The 16,120-nt window shown below is 42.4% G+C and carries 17 protein-coding genes; 2 read left to right on the forward strand and 15 right to left on the reverse strand.

Going from position 1 to position 16,120, the window contains the following annotated elements; all coding sequences use genetic code 11:
* Positions 1 to 126 precede the first annotated feature (126 nt).
* From ACG9ZB_RS12690 to rpe, 5 genes are all read right to left on the reverse strand, one after another.
* Positions 127 to 993 carry a copper resistance protein B gene (locus ACG9ZB_RS12690; protein WP_419326102.1) on the reverse strand — a complete coding sequence of 289 codons (867 nt, stop codon included), beginning with the start codon at positions 991 to 993 and terminating at the stop codon, positions 127 to 129.
* A complete protein-coding gene (locus ACG9ZB_RS12695; protein WP_419326103.1) occupies positions 980 to 1,273 on the reverse strand; it encodes a hypothetical protein in 294 nt (97 codons plus the stop codon). Before ACG9ZB_RS12695 ends, ACG9ZB_RS12690 begins: the two co-directional genes overlap by 14 nt.
* Positions 1,260 to 3,089: a copper resistance system multicopper oxidase gene (locus ACG9ZB_RS12700; RefSeq protein ID WP_419326104.1), complete on the reverse strand. Its 1,830-nt coding sequence runs from the start codon at positions 3,087 to 3,089 to the stop codon at positions 1,260 to 1,262. The genes ACG9ZB_RS12695 and ACG9ZB_RS12700 overlap by 14 nt, the downstream gene beginning before the upstream one ends.
* Positions 3,090 to 3,134: 45 nt before the next feature.
* Positions 3,135 to 3,608, reverse strand: coding sequence for a hypothetical protein (locus tag ACG9ZB_RS12705; RefSeq protein WP_419326105.1), 474 nt, complete (start codon positions 3,606 to 3,608; stop codon positions 3,135 to 3,137).
* 431 nt (positions 3,609 to 4,039) lie between these two features.
* The gene (gene rpe, locus ACG9ZB_RS12710; RefSeq protein ID WP_419326106.1) at positions 4,040 to 4,726 is read right to left on the reverse strand and encodes a ribulose-phosphate 3-epimerase; all 687 of its coding nucleotides are present in this window, start codon (positions 4,724 to 4,726) and stop codon (positions 4,040 to 4,042) included.
* Positions 4,727 to 4,904: 178 nt separating this feature from the next.
* On the opposite strand from rpe, the gene ACG9ZB_RS12715 reads away from it, so the two are divergent.
* Positions 4,905 to 5,180 (forward strand): DUF2218 domain-containing protein, encoded by a 276-nt coding sequence (locus tag ACG9ZB_RS12715; protein ID WP_419326107.1) that lies wholly within the window; start codon positions 4,905 to 4,907, stop codon positions 5,178 to 5,180.
* A 17-nt stretch (positions 5,181 to 5,197) separates the two neighbouring features.
* Here ACG9ZB_RS12715 and ACG9ZB_RS12720 read toward each other — a convergent pair whose 3' ends face one another.
* From ACG9ZB_RS12720 to ACG9ZB_RS12760, 9 genes are all read right to left on the reverse strand, one after another.
* Entirely contained in the window at positions 5,198 to 6,253 is a 1,056-nt protein-coding gene (locus ACG9ZB_RS12720; protein ID WP_419326108.1) for a M48 family metallopeptidase, read from the reverse strand.
* A gap of 10 nt (positions 6,254 to 6,263) precedes the next feature.
* A complete protein-coding gene (locus ACG9ZB_RS12725; protein ID WP_419326109.1) occupies positions 6,264 to 7,373 on the reverse strand; it encodes a YjgN family protein in 1,110 nt (369 codons plus the stop codon).
* Between the two features lie 126 nt (positions 7,374 to 7,499).
* Entirely contained in the window at positions 7,500 to 8,336 is an 837-nt protein-coding gene (gene fghA, locus ACG9ZB_RS12730; protein WP_419326111.1) for an S-formylglutathione hydrolase, read from the reverse strand.
* Positions 8,337 to 8,359: 23 nt separating this feature from the next.
* Positions 8,360 to 9,736, reverse strand: a complete 1,377-nt coding sequence (locus tag ACG9ZB_RS12735; RefSeq protein ID WP_419326112.1) for a C13 family peptidase — start codon at positions 9,734 to 9,736, stop codon at positions 8,360 to 8,362.
* A 123-nt stretch (positions 9,737 to 9,859) separates the two neighbouring features.
* Positions 9,860 to 10,666: a class I SAM-dependent methyltransferase gene (locus tag ACG9ZB_RS12740; protein WP_419326113.1), complete on the reverse strand. Its 807-nt coding sequence runs from the start codon at positions 10,664 to 10,666 to the stop codon at positions 9,860 to 9,862.
* A 5-nt stretch (positions 10,667 to 10,671) separates the two neighbouring features.
* The gene (locus ACG9ZB_RS12745; protein WP_205667088.1) at positions 10,672 to 11,496 is read right to left on the reverse strand and encodes an undecaprenyl-diphosphate phosphatase; all 825 of its coding nucleotides are present in this window, start codon (positions 11,494 to 11,496) and stop codon (positions 10,672 to 10,674) included.
* A gap of 13 nt (positions 11,497 to 11,509) precedes the next feature.
* Positions 11,510 to 12,175, reverse strand: a complete 666-nt coding sequence (gene tsaB, locus ACG9ZB_RS12750) for a tRNA (adenosine(37)-N6)-threonylcarbamoyltransferase complex dimerization subunit type 1 TsaB (RefSeq protein WP_010325977.1) — start codon at positions 12,173 to 12,175, stop codon at positions 11,510 to 11,512.
* A gap of 129 nt (positions 12,176 to 12,304) precedes the next feature.
* Positions 12,305 to 12,835, reverse strand: coding sequence for a gamma carbonic anhydrase family protein (locus ACG9ZB_RS12755; protein WP_419326115.1), 531 nt, complete (start codon positions 12,833 to 12,835; stop codon positions 12,305 to 12,307).
* A 23-nt stretch (positions 12,836 to 12,858) separates the two neighbouring features.
* Positions 12,859 to 13,461 (reverse strand): NUDIX hydrolase, encoded by a 603-nt coding sequence (locus ACG9ZB_RS12760; RefSeq protein ID WP_419326117.1) that lies wholly within the window; start codon positions 13,459 to 13,461, stop codon positions 12,859 to 12,861.
* A gap of 123 nt (positions 13,462 to 13,584) precedes the next feature.
* Between ACG9ZB_RS12760 and ACG9ZB_RS12765 the strand changes: the two genes are divergently transcribed.
* A complete protein-coding gene (locus ACG9ZB_RS12765; RefSeq protein ID WP_010325974.1) occupies positions 13,585 to 14,133 on the forward strand; it encodes an NUDIX hydrolase in 549 nt (182 codons plus the stop codon).
* Between the two features lie 61 nt (positions 14,134 to 14,194).
* Here the strand turns inward: ACG9ZB_RS12765 and ACG9ZB_RS12770 are convergent, their stop codons facing one another.
* Entirely contained in the window at positions 14,195 to 16,114 is a 1,920-nt protein-coding gene (locus ACG9ZB_RS12770; RefSeq protein ID WP_419326118.1) for a flagellar protein FilF, read from the reverse strand.
* Between the last annotated feature and the right edge of the window lie 6 nt (positions 16,115 to 16,120).

Genomic DNA, 16,120 nt, shown 5'->3' on the forward strand with positions numbered 1-16,120 from the left:
AAATGAATGATTTTCACACTTGGAAATCATTAAAGCACAAAAAAGAGTGACCCGAACCAGCAGATCACTCTTTCACCACAAATCCGGTGCAATCTTAGATATTCTCTTTAAACCTAAACGTCTGGGTTAAAATTTAAAGCGAAGACCCATTCCATACTGCCAACCTTTCTCTTCGTCACTTTCAGTCTGCCAAGCCGTCGCTTCATTGCCTTTGCTATATTCATAGGCAATATCCACATAAGGCATGACTTTTTTGCTGATTTCATAACGCGTCTCAAGACCAACGGCTGCACTACTGAGACCCGATTTTTTGGCATATTTAGAGTCATCACTGAAAATAATATTCATATCTAAATAAGGCTTGAAAATCAGCTTTTGGGTCAGTAACAAGTCCCGCTCAGTTTCTAAACTAAACGCAGCATAGTTGTCTGCACCAGCATATACGTAAGCATCAGTTTCAAAGAAATACGGCGCTAAACCATGTAAGCCAAGCACCCCATCCACTTTTTCTTCCGTATCCCATCCCTGCTGTTCATGCTCCACTCTTTCAGCTCGGTAACGTGCACCCGCCTGTACATCCCAAAAGTCTGAAATCATACGGCTATACAGCACTTTGGCATCATACTCAGCCTTATGCGCTTCCTGCTTATCCGCATGTACTTTGATAAACAACTTATTTTCATCTGTCCCGATACGGGTTTCAAACTCAGACTTTAAATCACCATCGCCGTCTTCATTCAGCAACCATTTGTTATCGACAGTAGTGACCGCATAAATTTGCGCACCGTGCTCTTTGCGATGATCATGCGTATGTGCTTTTGAATCATGATTCATCTGCTGTGCATATTGTGACATCACAGACTCAGTTGTCATGGACATATTTGCATTTGCTTCAGCAGGCATATGATGCACTTCATGCGCCATAGCCGTAGCACTCATCAACACCAAAGAACTGCTCACTATGCTTTTAGAAAAAAGATTAATGGTGCGCATGATGATCTCCTTTCTGCACATTTGGCTGCTTGCTTGGTTGATTCTGAGCTTGATTCTCCGATGTAGGCAGACCCACTGCATTTTTCTGTTTCAGCAGCTGAGTATGCTCATCGGCACTATGCTGATGATGCTCATGTGCCATATCTTTGGACTGAACTTGGCTTGTAGATATGGCTTTTTGTGTTTCATGCTCTGCATGAGATTCGGCAGCCATAGCTAACGAACTCACTAATACACTAACAGCTAAAGTAAAACCTGAAAAAAGATTAGTGATGCGCATGTTCATCTCCTTTTGGTTCAATTTGAGCTGCTGTTTTTTGCTCTTGAATTGGTATGGTAGACACTTGACTATCACTCACATTAGCCACAATCAGTTTATTCATCATGCCTGAGCTCATGTGGTAAAGCAGATGACAGTGAATGGCCCATTCACCTAACTCATCTGCGGTCAGTAAAGCAGTCACTGTTTTGCCCGGTGGCACAATCAAAGTGTGCTTATTCGGCATATCAACGGCGGCTTGTCCATTTTCCAGTTGCATAAACATACCGTGCAAATGCATCGGGTGCGCCATCATGCTGTCATTGATAAATTTGATCCGAATACGCTCGCCGTACTTCACTTTTAACGGTTCAGCGTCGCTAAATTTTTTCCCGTTGATAGTCCACAAATAGCGCTCCATAGTTCCACCCAAACGAATCACTAACTCGCTCGTCGCCTCACGGGTATCTTTTTGAGGCTCTAAGGATTTCAGATCGCTATATTGCAATGCCTTGTCGCCTTTAGGGGTAGAGGCATTCGCCCAACCATACACTGGTGTAACAGTTTTCTGTACCGAACTTGCTGTCGTATTCTGTTGCGCATGACCCATCTGTGTATGATCCATCTCAGACATGGTCTCATGATTCATCTTTGAATGATCCATTTCAGGCATCGCTTCATGATTCATCTTTGAGTGATCCATTTCAGGCATTGTTTCATGGTCCATCTGTGAATGATCCATACCTGAATGTTCTGAGCCATGGCCCATGTCTTCCATGGTCAACAATGAGCGTGGACGTGACGCAGGCATATGTATACTCTGTGCCATTGGAGTCAACTCATTGTGTAAAGTTCCAATTGCGTAGCCTGAACGGTCAATCGACTCTGCTTCAATTTGATAATGCCCTGCTTTCGGTTCCACAATCACATCATAAGTTTCAGCAGTTCCAATCCGAAACTCATCCACTGGAACGGGTTTGACGGGTTGACCATCTGCACTGACCACGGTCATTTTTAAATGAGGAATACGGATATCAAAAAAAGACATGGCTGAGGCATTGATAAACCGTAAACGAACTTTTTCATTTGGCTTAAACATACCTGTCCAGTTCTGTTCAGGGGTTTTACCATTAATGAGGAAGGTATAACCCGTGACATCGGACAGATCCGTTTTTAGCATGCGCATTTGGTTCCACATCGAACGGTCTTTCCATGCAGCTTTTAAACCATCACGTTGCACTTGCTTCCAAGTATCACCTAAGGTTTCCCGTTGATTCTGATAATACTCGGCAGAAATTTTCAGATTCTTCTGGATTTGTTCACTGCTCTGTTCATGGAAGTCTGATAGCATCACCACATAATCGCGCTCGGCTTTTTCATGCTGAGCTAAAGGCTTTTTGTCTTTGGGATAAATAACCAATGCGCCATACAACCCGTCCTGTTCTTGTCCCTTCGAGTGTGCGTGGTACCAATAAGTTCCACTCTGGCGAACTTTGAACTTATAGACAAATTCACTTTTCGGCTGAATGCCGTTAAACCCATTAAAACCCGGAACACCATCCATCAACCCAGGCAAAAGCAAACCATGCCAATGGATTGATGAGTCTTGATTTTTTAGGTTATTTTTGACGCGAATGACTGCATCATCACCCTCCTCAAACTCAAGCAAAGGCGCTGGAAACTGCCCATTAACACTAATCCGCTTGAGCGACTTGCCGGTTAAATTGACGGGACTTTCATCAATCACCAATTGGTACTCTTTGACTGCGGCAAAGCTCCAAGATGATGACATCAGACACACCCCAAGGATGAGGCTTTGTTTAAATTGAATAGACATGACTAAATCCTAATAATTTTAAAAATAAAGTTTTAAAAATCAGGATTAGGCTTTAGGAGGACGTAGAATTTCTTGCCAATAGCCCACTAAATGTTGAGCTTGATAACGAAAATGGGGGGATGATTGTACTAAAGCGGATTCAAGCTGAACCACTGCAAGCAGTTCAGCCTCTAAAAGTGTCAGCGTTGTTTGGCAGTGATACTGTGCACACTCCTGACACTGAACTTGCTTATTTTGCAGCATATCCGAAGCATGACAGTTGCTCTTCGCTGTTATGTCGGTCTGAGCCATATGCATTTGATGTCCAGAGACTGGACTCGATGACTTCGTTTGATGACAGTCGGGCATGCTTTGCATACCTGTTGCATGCGCTGAACTTTGCTCACTGGTTGCAGTCTGCATACTGAGTTGCATCATTTGATGCATCGGCGCTGCCGAAGCTTGGGCAATACCACTCCACCCCATTACCAAGGTAATGAGTAAGACAAACCAAGAATGTGTCTTGAGCAATGAACGCACAATCAATCCTATTTAGTCAGTGAAGAATGATATTTCAACGCAACAAAACGCTCTTTGCATGTAAATGCCTGACCTTTTGTTGCTGATCCCAATTCACAGGATAAGCAAACAATGCTTTATACACAAGTTTATAAATTTAAATTCAATTACTGCGACGGTTTAGCCACTACGCACACTTAAACAATAAAGTTATTTTTTAAACAGTACTATTTTTAAGTACAGATGAATAAAGCACCAGTAACAATCAGGCTTTCACAACATAAAAAAGGACTCAAATGAGTCCTTTTTATACATTTAACGTCTAAATACTAAACCATTGCTGTATAAACGTTTAAATATTAATCAAGTTATCCATATCGTTATCAACATAGATATCCACCAGTTTATCCATAAAGTTATCCACAACCTGTATAGCATTTATACCTATGAGCTTAAACCTTTACCGCCCCTACTTTTGCAAGCTCTGCACGCATATCATCAATCACAGCTTTATAATCTGGTTTTCCAAAAATAGCTGAACCAGCAACAAACATATCTGCACCCGCTTCCGCAATCTCTCGAATATTTGCAGGCGACACGCCGCCATCCACTTCTAAACGAATATCACGCCCTGAAGCATCAATAATTTTGCGTGCTTCACGCAGTTTGTCTAAAGTCATCGGAATAAATTTTTGACCGCCAAAACCTGGGTTCACACTCATCAACAAGATTTGATCGACTTTATCGAGCACATAGTCTAAATAATGGAGCGGCGTTGCTGGGTTAAAGACCAAACCTGCTTTTGCACCGCCTGATTTAATCAACTGTAAAGAACGGTCGATATGGTCAGAGGCTTCTGGATGAAAGGTAATAATGTCCGCACCTGCTTCTAGGAAGTCACCAATCATGCGATCGACAGGTTTGACCATCAAATGCACATCAATTGGGGCTTTGATGCCGTAGTTCTTGAGTGCCTTACAAATACCCGCACCAAAAGTCAGGTTTGGCACATAGTGGTTATCCATCACATCGAAATGAACCACGTCTGCACCTGCTGCAAGTACATGTTTAACGTCTTCACCTAAACGGGCAAAGTCAGCAGAGAGAATAGATGGTGCAATTAAATAAGGCTTGGACATGCGTGTACCTGGCTTATACAAAAGGGAATAAAAGCATTATAGCAAATTCAGCTTTTGAACTGGGACTTGTGAAAAAAGAAAGCGTTAAGCTTTCTAAATTTGCAATGTAGCGTTGCAACATTCAACTTTTCATTTGACTTTAAACTGTTATGGTAAGAGATCAATCGACGAGGTAAATATGAAAAGTACTGCGGATATTGTCACGACAGATGCGGCTCGAATTGCAAAACGACTGGTAAATCACTGGAAACATAAGTTTGAAATCGAACAAGAAACCAGTAGTTTTACCATTATCATGCCTGAAGCCCGCGTCCAGTTAGGCCCTCAAGCAGAACATTTACATGTCAGCATTGAGGCGAGTGAAGAGAAACTGAGTCACTTAGAGCACATAATCTTAGACCACCTGATCCGTATGGGACAAACGCCACTCACAGCAACATGGACACAAGTTTAAGTCAGCGGCTGAATGAATTAGTTTGATAAGCGTTGCTGTTGGTTAAATTGGCGAATAGCCGCAATACGCTCTTGAGTCGCAGGGTGACTTTGGAAGAATGAACCAATGCCACCGTCCTCCTCTTCTTCGGACTTCCCTTGGGGTTGCTTTTCTTCCTCTTCGGCACGTGCATCATCTTCCATACGCGCTAAAAAGTTTGCCAAATGTAAGCTTGAAATCTGATTTTTATCGAGCACTTGCATGGCATACAAGTCTGCATCACTTTCAAAATTGCGTGAATAACTGGCACCAACCAAAGCCACGGGCAAAGTTGTAAATAAGGTCGAACTGTCCCCCGTCACCGCAATCAATAGTACACTAAAACCTAAACTGGATAAGGCTTGCTGTAAACTATGTCGCTCGACCAAGTGCCCTTGCTCATGTGCTAAAACGCCAATAATTTCATGATCATCTTTGGCTAAATTAACCAGTTCATCGGTCAGAATAATGGTGTTGTTTGGCAGCGCTAAAGCATTCGTTCCAATTTGTCCGCCTGCACGAAACAGTACTTTAGCAGGTTGTCCATTGGCAACAAGGTCTTGATAGCTTTGTATGATTTGTTTTTGACGTGCAAGAGGAACAGTCGAAGGTGCCGTCAGCTTAAACACTTGTTCTTGCGCTTCATCGCCAAGTTTATAGATGGTATCGGCAGGCAGTTGCATCGCGACATAATGTGCTGTGCTTGGAATGCCCCATCTTAAAATGGCAAAGATAAAAGCGGCAACAAACACCACACTAAATAAGATGAGACTTGGTGAGCGTTCTAATTTCCAAATCGAATGCTGTACATGCTTTTTGTTCAACTCAAACCAGTCAGGCAATGCTTGTGGAAATTCAATCCGTGCATCATCTTTCAACTCAATCACAGGTTGAATCTGCCCCAATGCCCCAATCAACTGCATATCTGCATAGTAATAACGACGCTGCTGCTGGTTATAACAGATCAACACCGTTTCTCGGTCTATCGGTGCAATCGTGGCTGGATAAGGCTTAGAAACCTGCCCATCATAAAAGGTGATGTTTTGTTCCTGCATTTAAGCCTCGTTACAGCGAAATATCGATGTCAAAAATATCACTCAGCTCTTCAGCTATCGCATTTGGGTCATCTTGAGCCAAATTGTACATACGATCTGGATCATTTTTTAGGGTTAAAGTTAATGACTCAATTTGATACTGATATAAACGTACTGCAGCCCATGCCGATAACAAACCGAGCGAAAGGATTTTTAAAATCCAGTTGGTCATCACGATCCATGCATAATGCATCTGACCACAGTCCGTTTGGAAAGGGCTACGCCCCAACGTGGCTTTATTCCATGTGGTAATAAAAATACGCGCCATCATCAGGGGCCAAATCATAAAAGCAGCAATCATATAAATCACCGCCACGATGATCCCAAACTGGGTTGGAGAACTGCTCCCCACTTGAAGAGTGAAGGCAACAAATAATCCTAAAACAAAGACGATTCCAATAAACAAAAACACAGGGACGTACATGGCACGCATATAGTCAGGCCAATCGGCATGTAGCTCAAAACGTAACTGCCCGAGTTGTAAATTATCCAGCGTGTATTTTTTAAAATACCAAAACAGCACTGGGAAAAAAATCCCAAGGGTAAAGATGTAAACCAAAATGCCTTTCAGCGCCAAGATATAGGCTTCTTTGGTCGTGCCTGTAAAATAAAAGCGGCTATTACCAAATTTACTATTTCTGGCACGAAAGCGAATAGTAGACCGTACCAACCACGGAACCAATAAAAAGATGATGAGGAAACCAATTAAAGAAGCTTGCCAAGATACTTGAGCCAAAGCTGAAGCGCCAAAGTACACGCCCAAAGCAATAATTCGACCAATCAGGATACGTGTAGGTACACCCGTAAAATCAAACTTGCGGCGATAAAACACCGTGTTGCCATAAAAATAGCGTAAGCGTCTAACCTTCGCCCAAGGTGCATATAAACTGAAGGTAACAATGGTCAATAAGATATTCACAATCCAAATGCCAAAGTACTCTCGGGCATTACCACGGAATTGGAAACGAAAGGTCTGTCCCAAATAGGCATTTGGCTCATCCGTGGGGACGACTGGCGGAGGTGGCCAACTTGCTTCAAAAGAAGCCTCTACAGGTGGCAAAGATGCCTCTGAATTTTGCATGTATACCCTATCTATTATTTTACTGTTTTATTTTTTAAGAACAAAAAATCAAACACACAACCATGTTAATGCCAGTGCTGGATGATTTCTAGTCAAAAATTAAGAATAAATATGAGAAATCAAGATTTAAGATTCGAGCTGTACGGCATGAAACTGCAGGTGATCATCAATAAAACTTTGAATAAAGTAATAACCATGGTCATAGCCTGCATGTTCGCGCAGCGTCAGTGGCTGGCCCGCAGCCTGACAGGCTTGCTGAAATAATGCAGGATTGAGCTGGCTATAAAACTGATCACTCAAACCCTGATCAATTAAAATATCGGCAAAATGAGCTGTTTTTGTTTGCACCAAAGCGGTTGCATCGTGTTTCAACCACTCAGCTTGATCTGAACCTAAATAGTTTGAAAACGCTTTTTCGCCCCAAGGACATTGGCTTGGTGCGCAAATCGGAGCAAATGCAGACACAGACTTAAATTTCTCAGGATATTTCAAGGCCAAGGTTAAAGCACCATGCCCGCCCATGCTGTGCCCGAAAATACCAATACGCTCTGCTTTTACAGCAAATTGCTGAATCACTAAATCATACAACTCTTCAGCGACATAGCTTTCCATCTGGAAATGCTCAGCCCACGGCGCTTGGATGGCATTAATATAAAAACCTGCACCTTGCCCAATATCCCAATGATCACCTTGCGCAACCTGTTCACCACGAGGTGAAGTATCAGGTGTTACCAAAATCAGACCTAGCTGTGCTGCTAAACGCTGTGCGTGCGCTTTAATGGCAAAGGTTTCTTCGGTACAGGTTAAACCTGCCAAATAAAATAATGTTGGACACGCTTGCCCTGCTAACGCTTGAGCGGGTAAATAAATACCAAACCTGCTCTCGCCTTGAAGGCTGATGGAATTAAATCGATAAATACGCTGTTCACCATCAAAACTACGGTTAGATTGTACTAATTCCATCAGGGTTCCTTTTTAGATCCAAACTAAGGGCTTGTAACAGCTTTAGGTGGAAACAAGCGCTGTTCAAGTTGTGGGAGCATCAGCTCCATATTTTTACCCATCGACCACTGTGGTTCAGACGGTTCAAAACCTTGTGCTGTTTCCCATTGGCTCACGGTTTTTTGTGCTTGGCTAAAAGCAGTTTCTATACTGTTTTGTTCACGCATTGCTTGATCGAAAAACGCCCGACCAAAATAAGTATAATCGGCTTCATTGGTACACCCAAAAGACTGACGGTCTGCCGCTGAAGCAGTAATGATCAAGGTATTATCATTTTGCAGGGCAGGCACAAAACTCCCAGAGAAACACGATGAAATCACAATCACACGCCAGCGAATGCCCGATGCATCTAAGGTTTCGCGTAACCATTTCGGGTCGACCTGAGTTAAGTCTAAAGGTGCATTTTCCATTTCGAGCTGGTTCGGTAAACCATGCGAAGTCATATATAAAAATAACACATCGCTTTCACGGTTCATCTGCTGTCCCATACGACGCAGCGCCATTTCAATACTGTGTTTAGAGGCAATCGGAATTTCTGTTCGTGTAGCAGGGTTATTCACCAACATCATCGAACGGCCCAACGTACCAAAACGCGTGTCGAACTGTTCTTTTATTCGCTCGACTTCCGAACGGAATACATCTTGATAACTCGCTCCTGCCACACCAAGGAAGTACCAATGTGACTGGGCAAATTCGCCATATTGCACAGAGTCTAGTGCTTTATTCAGTAAGCGACTTTGTGCATAGAAGGCATCTTCTGCAAAGGTTGGTGGCGTTTCTTCTACCTTCCAAATCGGCTGACTGGTCACTGACATTTGCCAAACCACAAGGGTAAACAGCGTAGCCAAGACAATCAGAGCACGCTCCCACCAAGGCCATTTCAGTTCACGTGAAAACACCCAAACCACCGCCAAACTCTGCCAAACAAACAGTACCATGAACACATTTGGCAGGTAGTCGTAGAAGAAATACGGCAGGACATCAATCATGCCCAAATATTGAATAAAACTTTGTAATAACGCGATATGCGTATCCAATACCAACCAAAGGAGTGCTGGTACCAACATCAAACGCGGATTATTCACCCGTTGAGACAGAAAAATCCCGACAATCAAGGCAATAAAAGGCCAAAGTGCATAACTGACCAAACCTTGTGGGTTAAAGTCACCGATCTCTCCTGCGCTCAACCAGCTAAATAAAGTATTGGCTGAACCACCTAAAATCCCCCAGAAGATGAGCTGCATAATCGAAGGATGGACAATTTGCAAAGAGCGTCGTGAACCTAGAAACAACCACATCCCCGCAGTTTGGTTGCTTTTAAAATCATGCCAAAAGTTGATGGAGGGTTTGAAGTCGATCATAAGATTCTAATTAAATTGTGACTTGCGTAGGGACACACTAAGTTTATGCTTGATCAGCATTTTATCAATGATGTTTTTAACTATATAACAAATCTTTGCATACTTTTGAAGCAGTCTTCCACTTCAGTCTAAGCGTTCATGCTGAAAATAGGCATCAAAACGGCAGGCATCACCCAACCACTGATGAGTGGTTTCTTGATTTGCCAAAAATACGGCCAAGCGAGGACGTTTGACCACCACCCGTTTTGCCACTTTTTGCGCTAAGCCAAGCAGATTATCGCCCAAATCCATCTCACCATCTTCAGGCAATAACATATGTAAAAGCTGCATTTGCTTTTTCACTTGCGCCTGTTTTTTCACCGCTTGCTGGTTTTGATCACGTTGTGGAAACATCGGATCTAGATAAACCACATCAACCATATTGCCCTGCTCTGCTTGCTGCTGCAAATACTGTGCGGAATCTGAAAAAACCAAGTCAATTCTATTCACTACAGGGTTTAAAAATGCATCTTGCAAAGCATGTTCCTTACTTGACTCTAACAAGGTGAATAAAATGGGATGGCGTTCCACCAAAGTGACATTGGCGCCCAAATGTGCCATGAGCAGTGAATCATGCCCAAGCCCTGCCGTTGCATCAATGAGCTTAGGTTTTTCAGTCAAGTGGCAAGCACGAGCAATCATTTCAGACTTTAACGACGCACGCTTTAAACGTGGAACTTCAGCTTTCCAATCCGGCTGCATTTTCATGCCATTGGCACAAAGCCAAAGCCCATCAGCATCGGCACACAGACCCAGTTCAGGATGAAAACGGAAAAAACGTGCATTTAACTTTTCGGCGACTTCGATGCTGACTTCGACACCACGAGAAAAAAGCACAGCAACATAGTGCTGTGCTTTTTCTAAATGCTCTTGTTCCACATATAAGCGCATTGGGCCTACCATAACTTCCAACCTGTAAAGGCAAACAGTAGAATCACTAAACCTGAAGCGATGCGATACCATGCAAAAATCATAAAATCACGCTTCGCCACATAAGCGACTAAAGCACGAATCAACAGTAAAGCCGAGATAAAAGAAACAATAATGCCTGTTGCCAATACGATCCAATCTTGTTGTCCCTCAAACACATGCGCACTTTGGTACAAATCTAACAGACCCGCACCAATAATTACTGGAATACCCAAGAAGAATGAAAACTCAGTGGCTGCTTTGCGCGATACACCTAAGAACATCGCGCCAATAATGGTTGCCCCCGAACGTGATGTCCCTGGAATTAAAGACAGCACTTGAATCAGACCAATCCAAATCGCATCCTTTACACTCAGGTCTTCAACTTCATGCACGCGCTCTTGTGGTGGATGCTTTTCAATCCAAATAATAATCAAGCCACCCACAATCAAACCAATAGCAATGGCAATATCATTAAATAAAAGCTCTTTCACCGTTTGACCAAATGTCAGACCAATCAGCACAATAGGAATCGACGCTAAAATTAGCCCAATCCCAAGACGGCGACCTTGGGGTTCACCACTAAAAATCCCCGTTGCTGCCCCCCACAAACGTGCCCAATATTCATAAATGACGGCTGCAATTGCCCCCATTTGAATGGCGATCACAAAGACATCACTTTTTTCTTTGGTCCAGAAATTCATGAGTTCTGAAGCTAAAATTAAATGTCCAGTACTCGAAATGGGTAAGAATTCAGTAATACCTTCAACAATACCCATAATTGCCGCTTTGAGCAGCAGTAAAAGATCCATAAAAAAACCCTAATTATGCTTTGCCCTGTTCCGGGATTTTTTTCCAAGCGTTATCACGTAAATAGACTGGAAGTGCAAGTTCAGCACTCACCCAGTGTTGTTGCTGTGCATTCTTGCGCGCAATTGTGGCAATATCTTGCGCAGTTGCACTTAAATCTTTGTATTGTATTTGTGATGGATCAATTAAGGTTGCGCCTGAACCAACTAAAGTAAACGGTGTACATTCAGTAGCCGCGGCATAGCTTAGAAGCTGTTCTTCATCGACGGCTTGCATGATGCCGTCCGTATCTAATTGAAAACTTGCAATATAGACTTCACTCATGCGAGCGTCTAAAACTGCAGTGACTGTGGTTAGACCGTGCACACGATGTGCAGCTTGTGCGAGCGCTTGTAAAGTTGAAACAGGAACCACAGGCAAATCATTCGACCATGCCAAAGCTTGAGTCACGGCGGCATTAATACGAACGCCGCTAAAAGAACCAGGACCACGACTAAAAGCGATACAAGACAAATCTTCTGTCTTTATATCCAACTGTAAAAACCCTTGTTCAATCATTGGCAGAATCGTTTGCGTTTGTGCTTTTGCGCGCGTATCTAATTGGAAAAAAAGTTCTTGATTTTCATCTACAATAGAGACGGAACACTGCTCATTTGCAGATTCCAATGCCAGCACTTTCATGCACAACCTTAATGATTTAATCTATAAAAACGTGGCTATGATACTCCACTCAAAAGCACTAGGCGAGATGTTCTCGAAATAGAGCTAAAAAAGCCTAGAAAAATCTAGGCTGAATGGGAAAAAGTAAGCTTATAACTGTGCCGGCTCTAAATCGATAAATTGTTTAAAGTGTTCTGCATAATGCAGTGCACTCATTTTCAAACGAGCTTCAGCCGTTTCATCCAAAGTTTTGACGACTTTACCCGGTGAGCCCATAACCAGAGAATTATCTGGAATGACTTTACCTTCCGGAATCAGTGCATTTGCGCCAATAATACAATTTTTACCAATCATGGCATTGTTTAAAACTACGGCATTAATCCCAATCAGACTGTTATCCCCCACGGTGCAACCATGCAACATAGCTTGATGCCCAATCGTGACATAATTGCCAATATTCATTTCAATCCCAGCATCGGTATGTAAAACCGCATTTTCCTGAATATTGGTAAAGTCACCTAAACGAATTTTGCAATTGTCTGCACGTATGACTGCTCCAAACCAAATACTGACTTGCTGCCCCAATTCGACTTGACCGATGACTGTGGCATTTTCCGCAACCCAGCCATTCCATGGTTGATGCATCGCTTGTGGGGCATGACCTTTAAATTTGTACAGCATATCTCTTCCTTAAAATATTAAACTTACTTGGACAACCGAAATGTCGGTGAATTGACTAAAAATGGCCACTCTTTATGGTAACCCAAACCATATTGAAATAATGTAACCAACATCCGTGCTGTCAGCCCCCAAACAATTTCATTTTCCACCCGCATACTAGGAAAATAGAGAGATTGATGGGCAAAACGAACTTCATAAGGCACCGCAGGCACTTCCATCAGCTGTTTGAGTGATGCAAAGAAAATACGATCAATTTCTGTCGGCTGGGCAACCAGTTCAACTTCAGGCGGAATCAGCCCGACCACAGGTTTGACCAGCATACCATTACGGGCCTTTTGCATCGGCAAATCACCGAGCAGCTGCACATCAAAAGGATTCAGCGCGGTCTCTTCATAGGCTTCACGTAAGGCAACCACGATATTACTGGTATCTTGCGGATCTCTTTTTCCGCCAGGAAAAGATACTTCACCAGCATGATTAGATAGGTAAACAGAGCGGCGGGTCAGTAAAACTTTGGGATCGTCTTCATTGGTGATCGCGATTAACACAGCTGCATCTGCCGATTTAATTTTGCTTGAAAACCGTAACTGTTGCTGCAGTATGCGTGTTAATGAATGTTCATCCATTGAACGTCGTCCCCATCATTCTTTTTTTCATCATAGCTGAATTTAATACTGAAAAAAGAGAAATGATGCCAAAATTTAATTTTTAAGTTATGCTGAGTCTGAACTTTATCATTGATGATGAATATGGACTTTTGCAGCAATTGCGGACAAAAAACAACAGAACAAATCCCTCTTGGCGACCATCAATTGCGTCGTGTTTGCACCTCTTGTAGTTCTATTCATTATGTGAACCCTAAAGTGATTTGTGGCGCACTCGCACTTTGGGAAAATAAAGTATTATTATGCCGCCGTGCCATTGAACCGCGTTATGGATTATGGACTTTACCAGCAGGTTACATGGAGTTGTTTGAAACTATGGAACAAGGTGCTGCACGAGAAACCCGTGAAGAAGCGGAAGCGGAAGTTGAAATTGAACAGCTATATTGCATGTACAATATTCCACGTATTGGTCAAATTTATGTGCTATTCAAAGCGAATTTAGTGGATGGAAAATTCGGTGCTGGCGAAGAAAGCATCGAATGTCGTTTATTTGAAGAAGATGAAATTCCTTGGTCAGAACTGGCTTTCCCAAGTGTCGAACATACCTTACGTCACTATTTTGCCGACCGTAAAAGTAATCAATTTAATCTTCATCTCGAAACCCTAGGTACACGCTTAGACCATACAGGTTAATGTTTTGCCTAATATCAAAAAAAGCCCATTGATGATGGGCGTTTTTGTGTTTACAACGATATTATTTTGCTAACACCTTATAGCATTCAGCAATTTCAATTGAAACCTCACCCTCACGGAAGTCCGCAGCCGCTCGATTGGCGATGCTATTTTTTTCATAATAGTTATTCAAATACGCTTTATAGATATTGGTCCACTTTACCCCTGCACCAGAAAAATCACTGAGGGAAATATAAGCACTTTCATTAACATTGGCAGACAATAAATTGCCGAGATTAACGCGTGCCCCACCAATCACTGTAGAGGTCTGTTTTCCTTCACTATTCACATCACTTACAATATTGGTATTTGCGCCAATAACTGCGCCATCAATTTTATCAAAGATAGGATTTGCCAAGAGGATACGGAAGGTTACAGCTTTGTTTGAAGTATCTGTCGCACCCAGTGTTCCAATTCGGTACTGTACTTGATTGTTATCTGTAGTTAAGGTTGCACCCGTTGTTAGTAGCGGTGTACATGCTGTGGTTTTATTATTAGCGGACTGCATATCAGTACGAATATCACCCGATTCATCAATTGCAATACCTAAGGCTACGCTATCACTAGAGTTATTTGCCTTAAAAATTAAGTTGGCATACAGTGGAAAAATATACTTCTGCCCAGCCGCCACATTGTTCTTAGACTTAAATACATCATTATCTAAATAGCCAATTGGAAAAATTTTAAAGGCATCAAATGAACCTTTGAAGGTATCTGTGCCATAGTTTTGCTGCCATAAACCATAGGACGATGGGCTAGCATTCGGATCCTTGGTTAATTGTTTATAAAATTTTTCCGTCCCTGCAATCAAATAATCATTAAACAGCTTGCCTTGGGTAATGGTGAAATCATCCGAATTTGGATCTGTCAGATTAAACTTAAACGGTTGCTGAATACTTTTAGTTAAGGGGTTAATCCAAGACGTTTGTGCTAAAGCATTCATTTTAGCAGGTTCAATATTTTTCAGTAAATCGACCGTCACACTGGTTGCTAAATCACTGCCTAATTGTTCTTTTAATGGTCCACGCCACTGTACACCTGAACCAAAGGTATAACCTTGTCGATCCGTTAAAATAATAAAACTTCCAATTAAATGACGAAGATTAGCAGGACTAGTCTTGCAGTCTGAAGCATTACAACCATATAAGCCTTGTGGTAAACCAATCCCTGTCTTGTCCGATAGGACATTTGCAAAAATCGGGAAGTCCGCTTGATAGGTGGCGGAGTTATTCATAAGCACCAATGTTTGGACCACCTTAAAAGCATCCTCATTGCTAATTTGGCTGACATCAATCCATGGTCTGATTTTATCGACATACGCTCCTGATGCATAATCTTCAGCACTAATTGATACCAAGAGAAGTGATAAGTCTGCTTTTTTAGAGGCTAAAATACCAAAAGGTTGTACATCTCCAACCACACCAGCGCCACGCTCTAGACCTAAAGCTTGAAAAATTTTCGCCAAAGCCATCGCAATTTTTACGGTCTTATCGTTTGGACTCAAACTGGTTGCAGCCGTTCCACCATTAAGCCCTTTTGCCATATCTAAAATACTAAGGCGCGGCAGTGACGCTGAAGCCGTACTCACATTGCCAATTTCAGACAAAGGAACTGTACCGAGTTCTACCTGTTTATCTGAACTTCCAGTCAACAAAAAGTGAATTTTGTCTCCTTCAGAGCATCGGCCTGTTGCCGCATTGGTTTTCGGCTCCATCAGAGTCATATACGTATTATCGGGGTCGCTACTACAGACAAAGTTAATTCCATCAACAGGGTAGTCTAAGGCAAACTCAACACAGTTTTTATCTTTCAGCAAACAGCTTCCGTTGACAGAATTCACTTGATTCGGCTCTGGATTCACATTGGCGCTTTCTCCACCACAACCAGCTAAGGCAACAACCAATGTCGACAAGGTAAATGGCCATAAAATTTGTTTTTTCATTTTCAT

The sequence above is a fragment of the Acinetobacter johnsonii genome, assembly GCF_048551975.1.
Taxonomy (GTDB): Bacteria; Pseudomonadota; Gammaproteobacteria; order Pseudomonadales; family Moraxellaceae; genus Acinetobacter; species Acinetobacter johnsonii_A.

Coding starts and splice junctions, on each gene's coding strand:
- ACG9ZB_RS12690 (WP_419326102.1), bottom strand. CDS start 993: ATGCGCACCATTAATCTTTTTTCTAAAAGCATAGTGAGCAGTTCTTTG.
- ACG9ZB_RS12695 (WP_419326103.1), bottom strand. CDS start 1,273: ATGCGCATCACTAATCTTTTTTCAGGTTTTACTTTAGCTGTTAGTGTA.
- ACG9ZB_RS12700 (WP_419326104.1), bottom strand. CDS start 3,089: ATGTCTATTCAATTTAAACAAAGCCTCATCCTTGGGGTGTGTCTGATG.
- rpe (WP_419326106.1), bottom strand. CDS start 4,726: ATGTCCAAGCCTTATTTAATTGCACCATCTATTCTCTCTGCTGACTTT.
- ACG9ZB_RS12715 (WP_419326107.1), top strand. CDS start 4,905: ATGAAAAGTACTGCGGATATTGTCACGACAGATGCGGCTCGAATTGCA.
- ACG9ZB_RS12720 (WP_419326108.1), bottom strand. CDS start 6,253: ATGCAGGAACAAAACATCACCTTTTATGATGGGCAGGTTTCTAAGCCT.
- ACG9ZB_RS12725 (WP_419326109.1), bottom strand. CDS start 7,373: ATGCAAAATTCAGAGGCATCTTTGCCACCTGTAGAGGCTTCTTTTGAA.
- fghA (WP_419326111.1), bottom strand. CDS start 8,336: ATGGAATTAGTACAATCTAACCGTAGTTTTGATGGTGAACAGCGTATT.
- ACG9ZB_RS12735 (WP_419326112.1), bottom strand. CDS start 9,736: ATGATCGACTTCAAACCCTCCATCAACTTTTGGCATGATTTTAAAAGC.
- ACG9ZB_RS12740 (WP_419326113.1), bottom strand. CDS start 10,666: ATGCGCTTATATGTGGAACAAGAGCATTTAGAAAAAGCACAGCACTAT.
- ACG9ZB_RS12745 (WP_205667088.1), bottom strand. CDS start 11,496: ATGGATCTTTTACTGCTGCTCAAAGCGGCAATTATGGGTATTGTTGAA.
- tsaB (WP_010325977.1), bottom strand. CDS start 12,175: ATGAAAGTGCTGGCATTGGAATCTGCAAATGAGCAGTGTTCCGTCTCT.
- ACG9ZB_RS12755 (WP_419326115.1), bottom strand. CDS start 12,835: ATGCTGTACAAATTTAAAGGTCATGCCCCACAAGCGATGCATCAACCA.
- ACG9ZB_RS12760 (WP_419326117.1), bottom strand. CDS start 13,461: ATGGATGAACATTCATTAACACGCATACTGCAGCAACAGTTACGGTTT.
- ACG9ZB_RS12765 (WP_010325974.1), top strand. CDS start 13,585: ATGGACTTTTGCAGCAATTGCGGACAAAAAACAACAGAACAAATCCCT.
- ACG9ZB_RS12770 (WP_419326118.1), bottom strand. CDS start 16,114: ATGAAAAAACAAATTTTATGGCCATTTACCTTGTCGACATTGGTTGTT.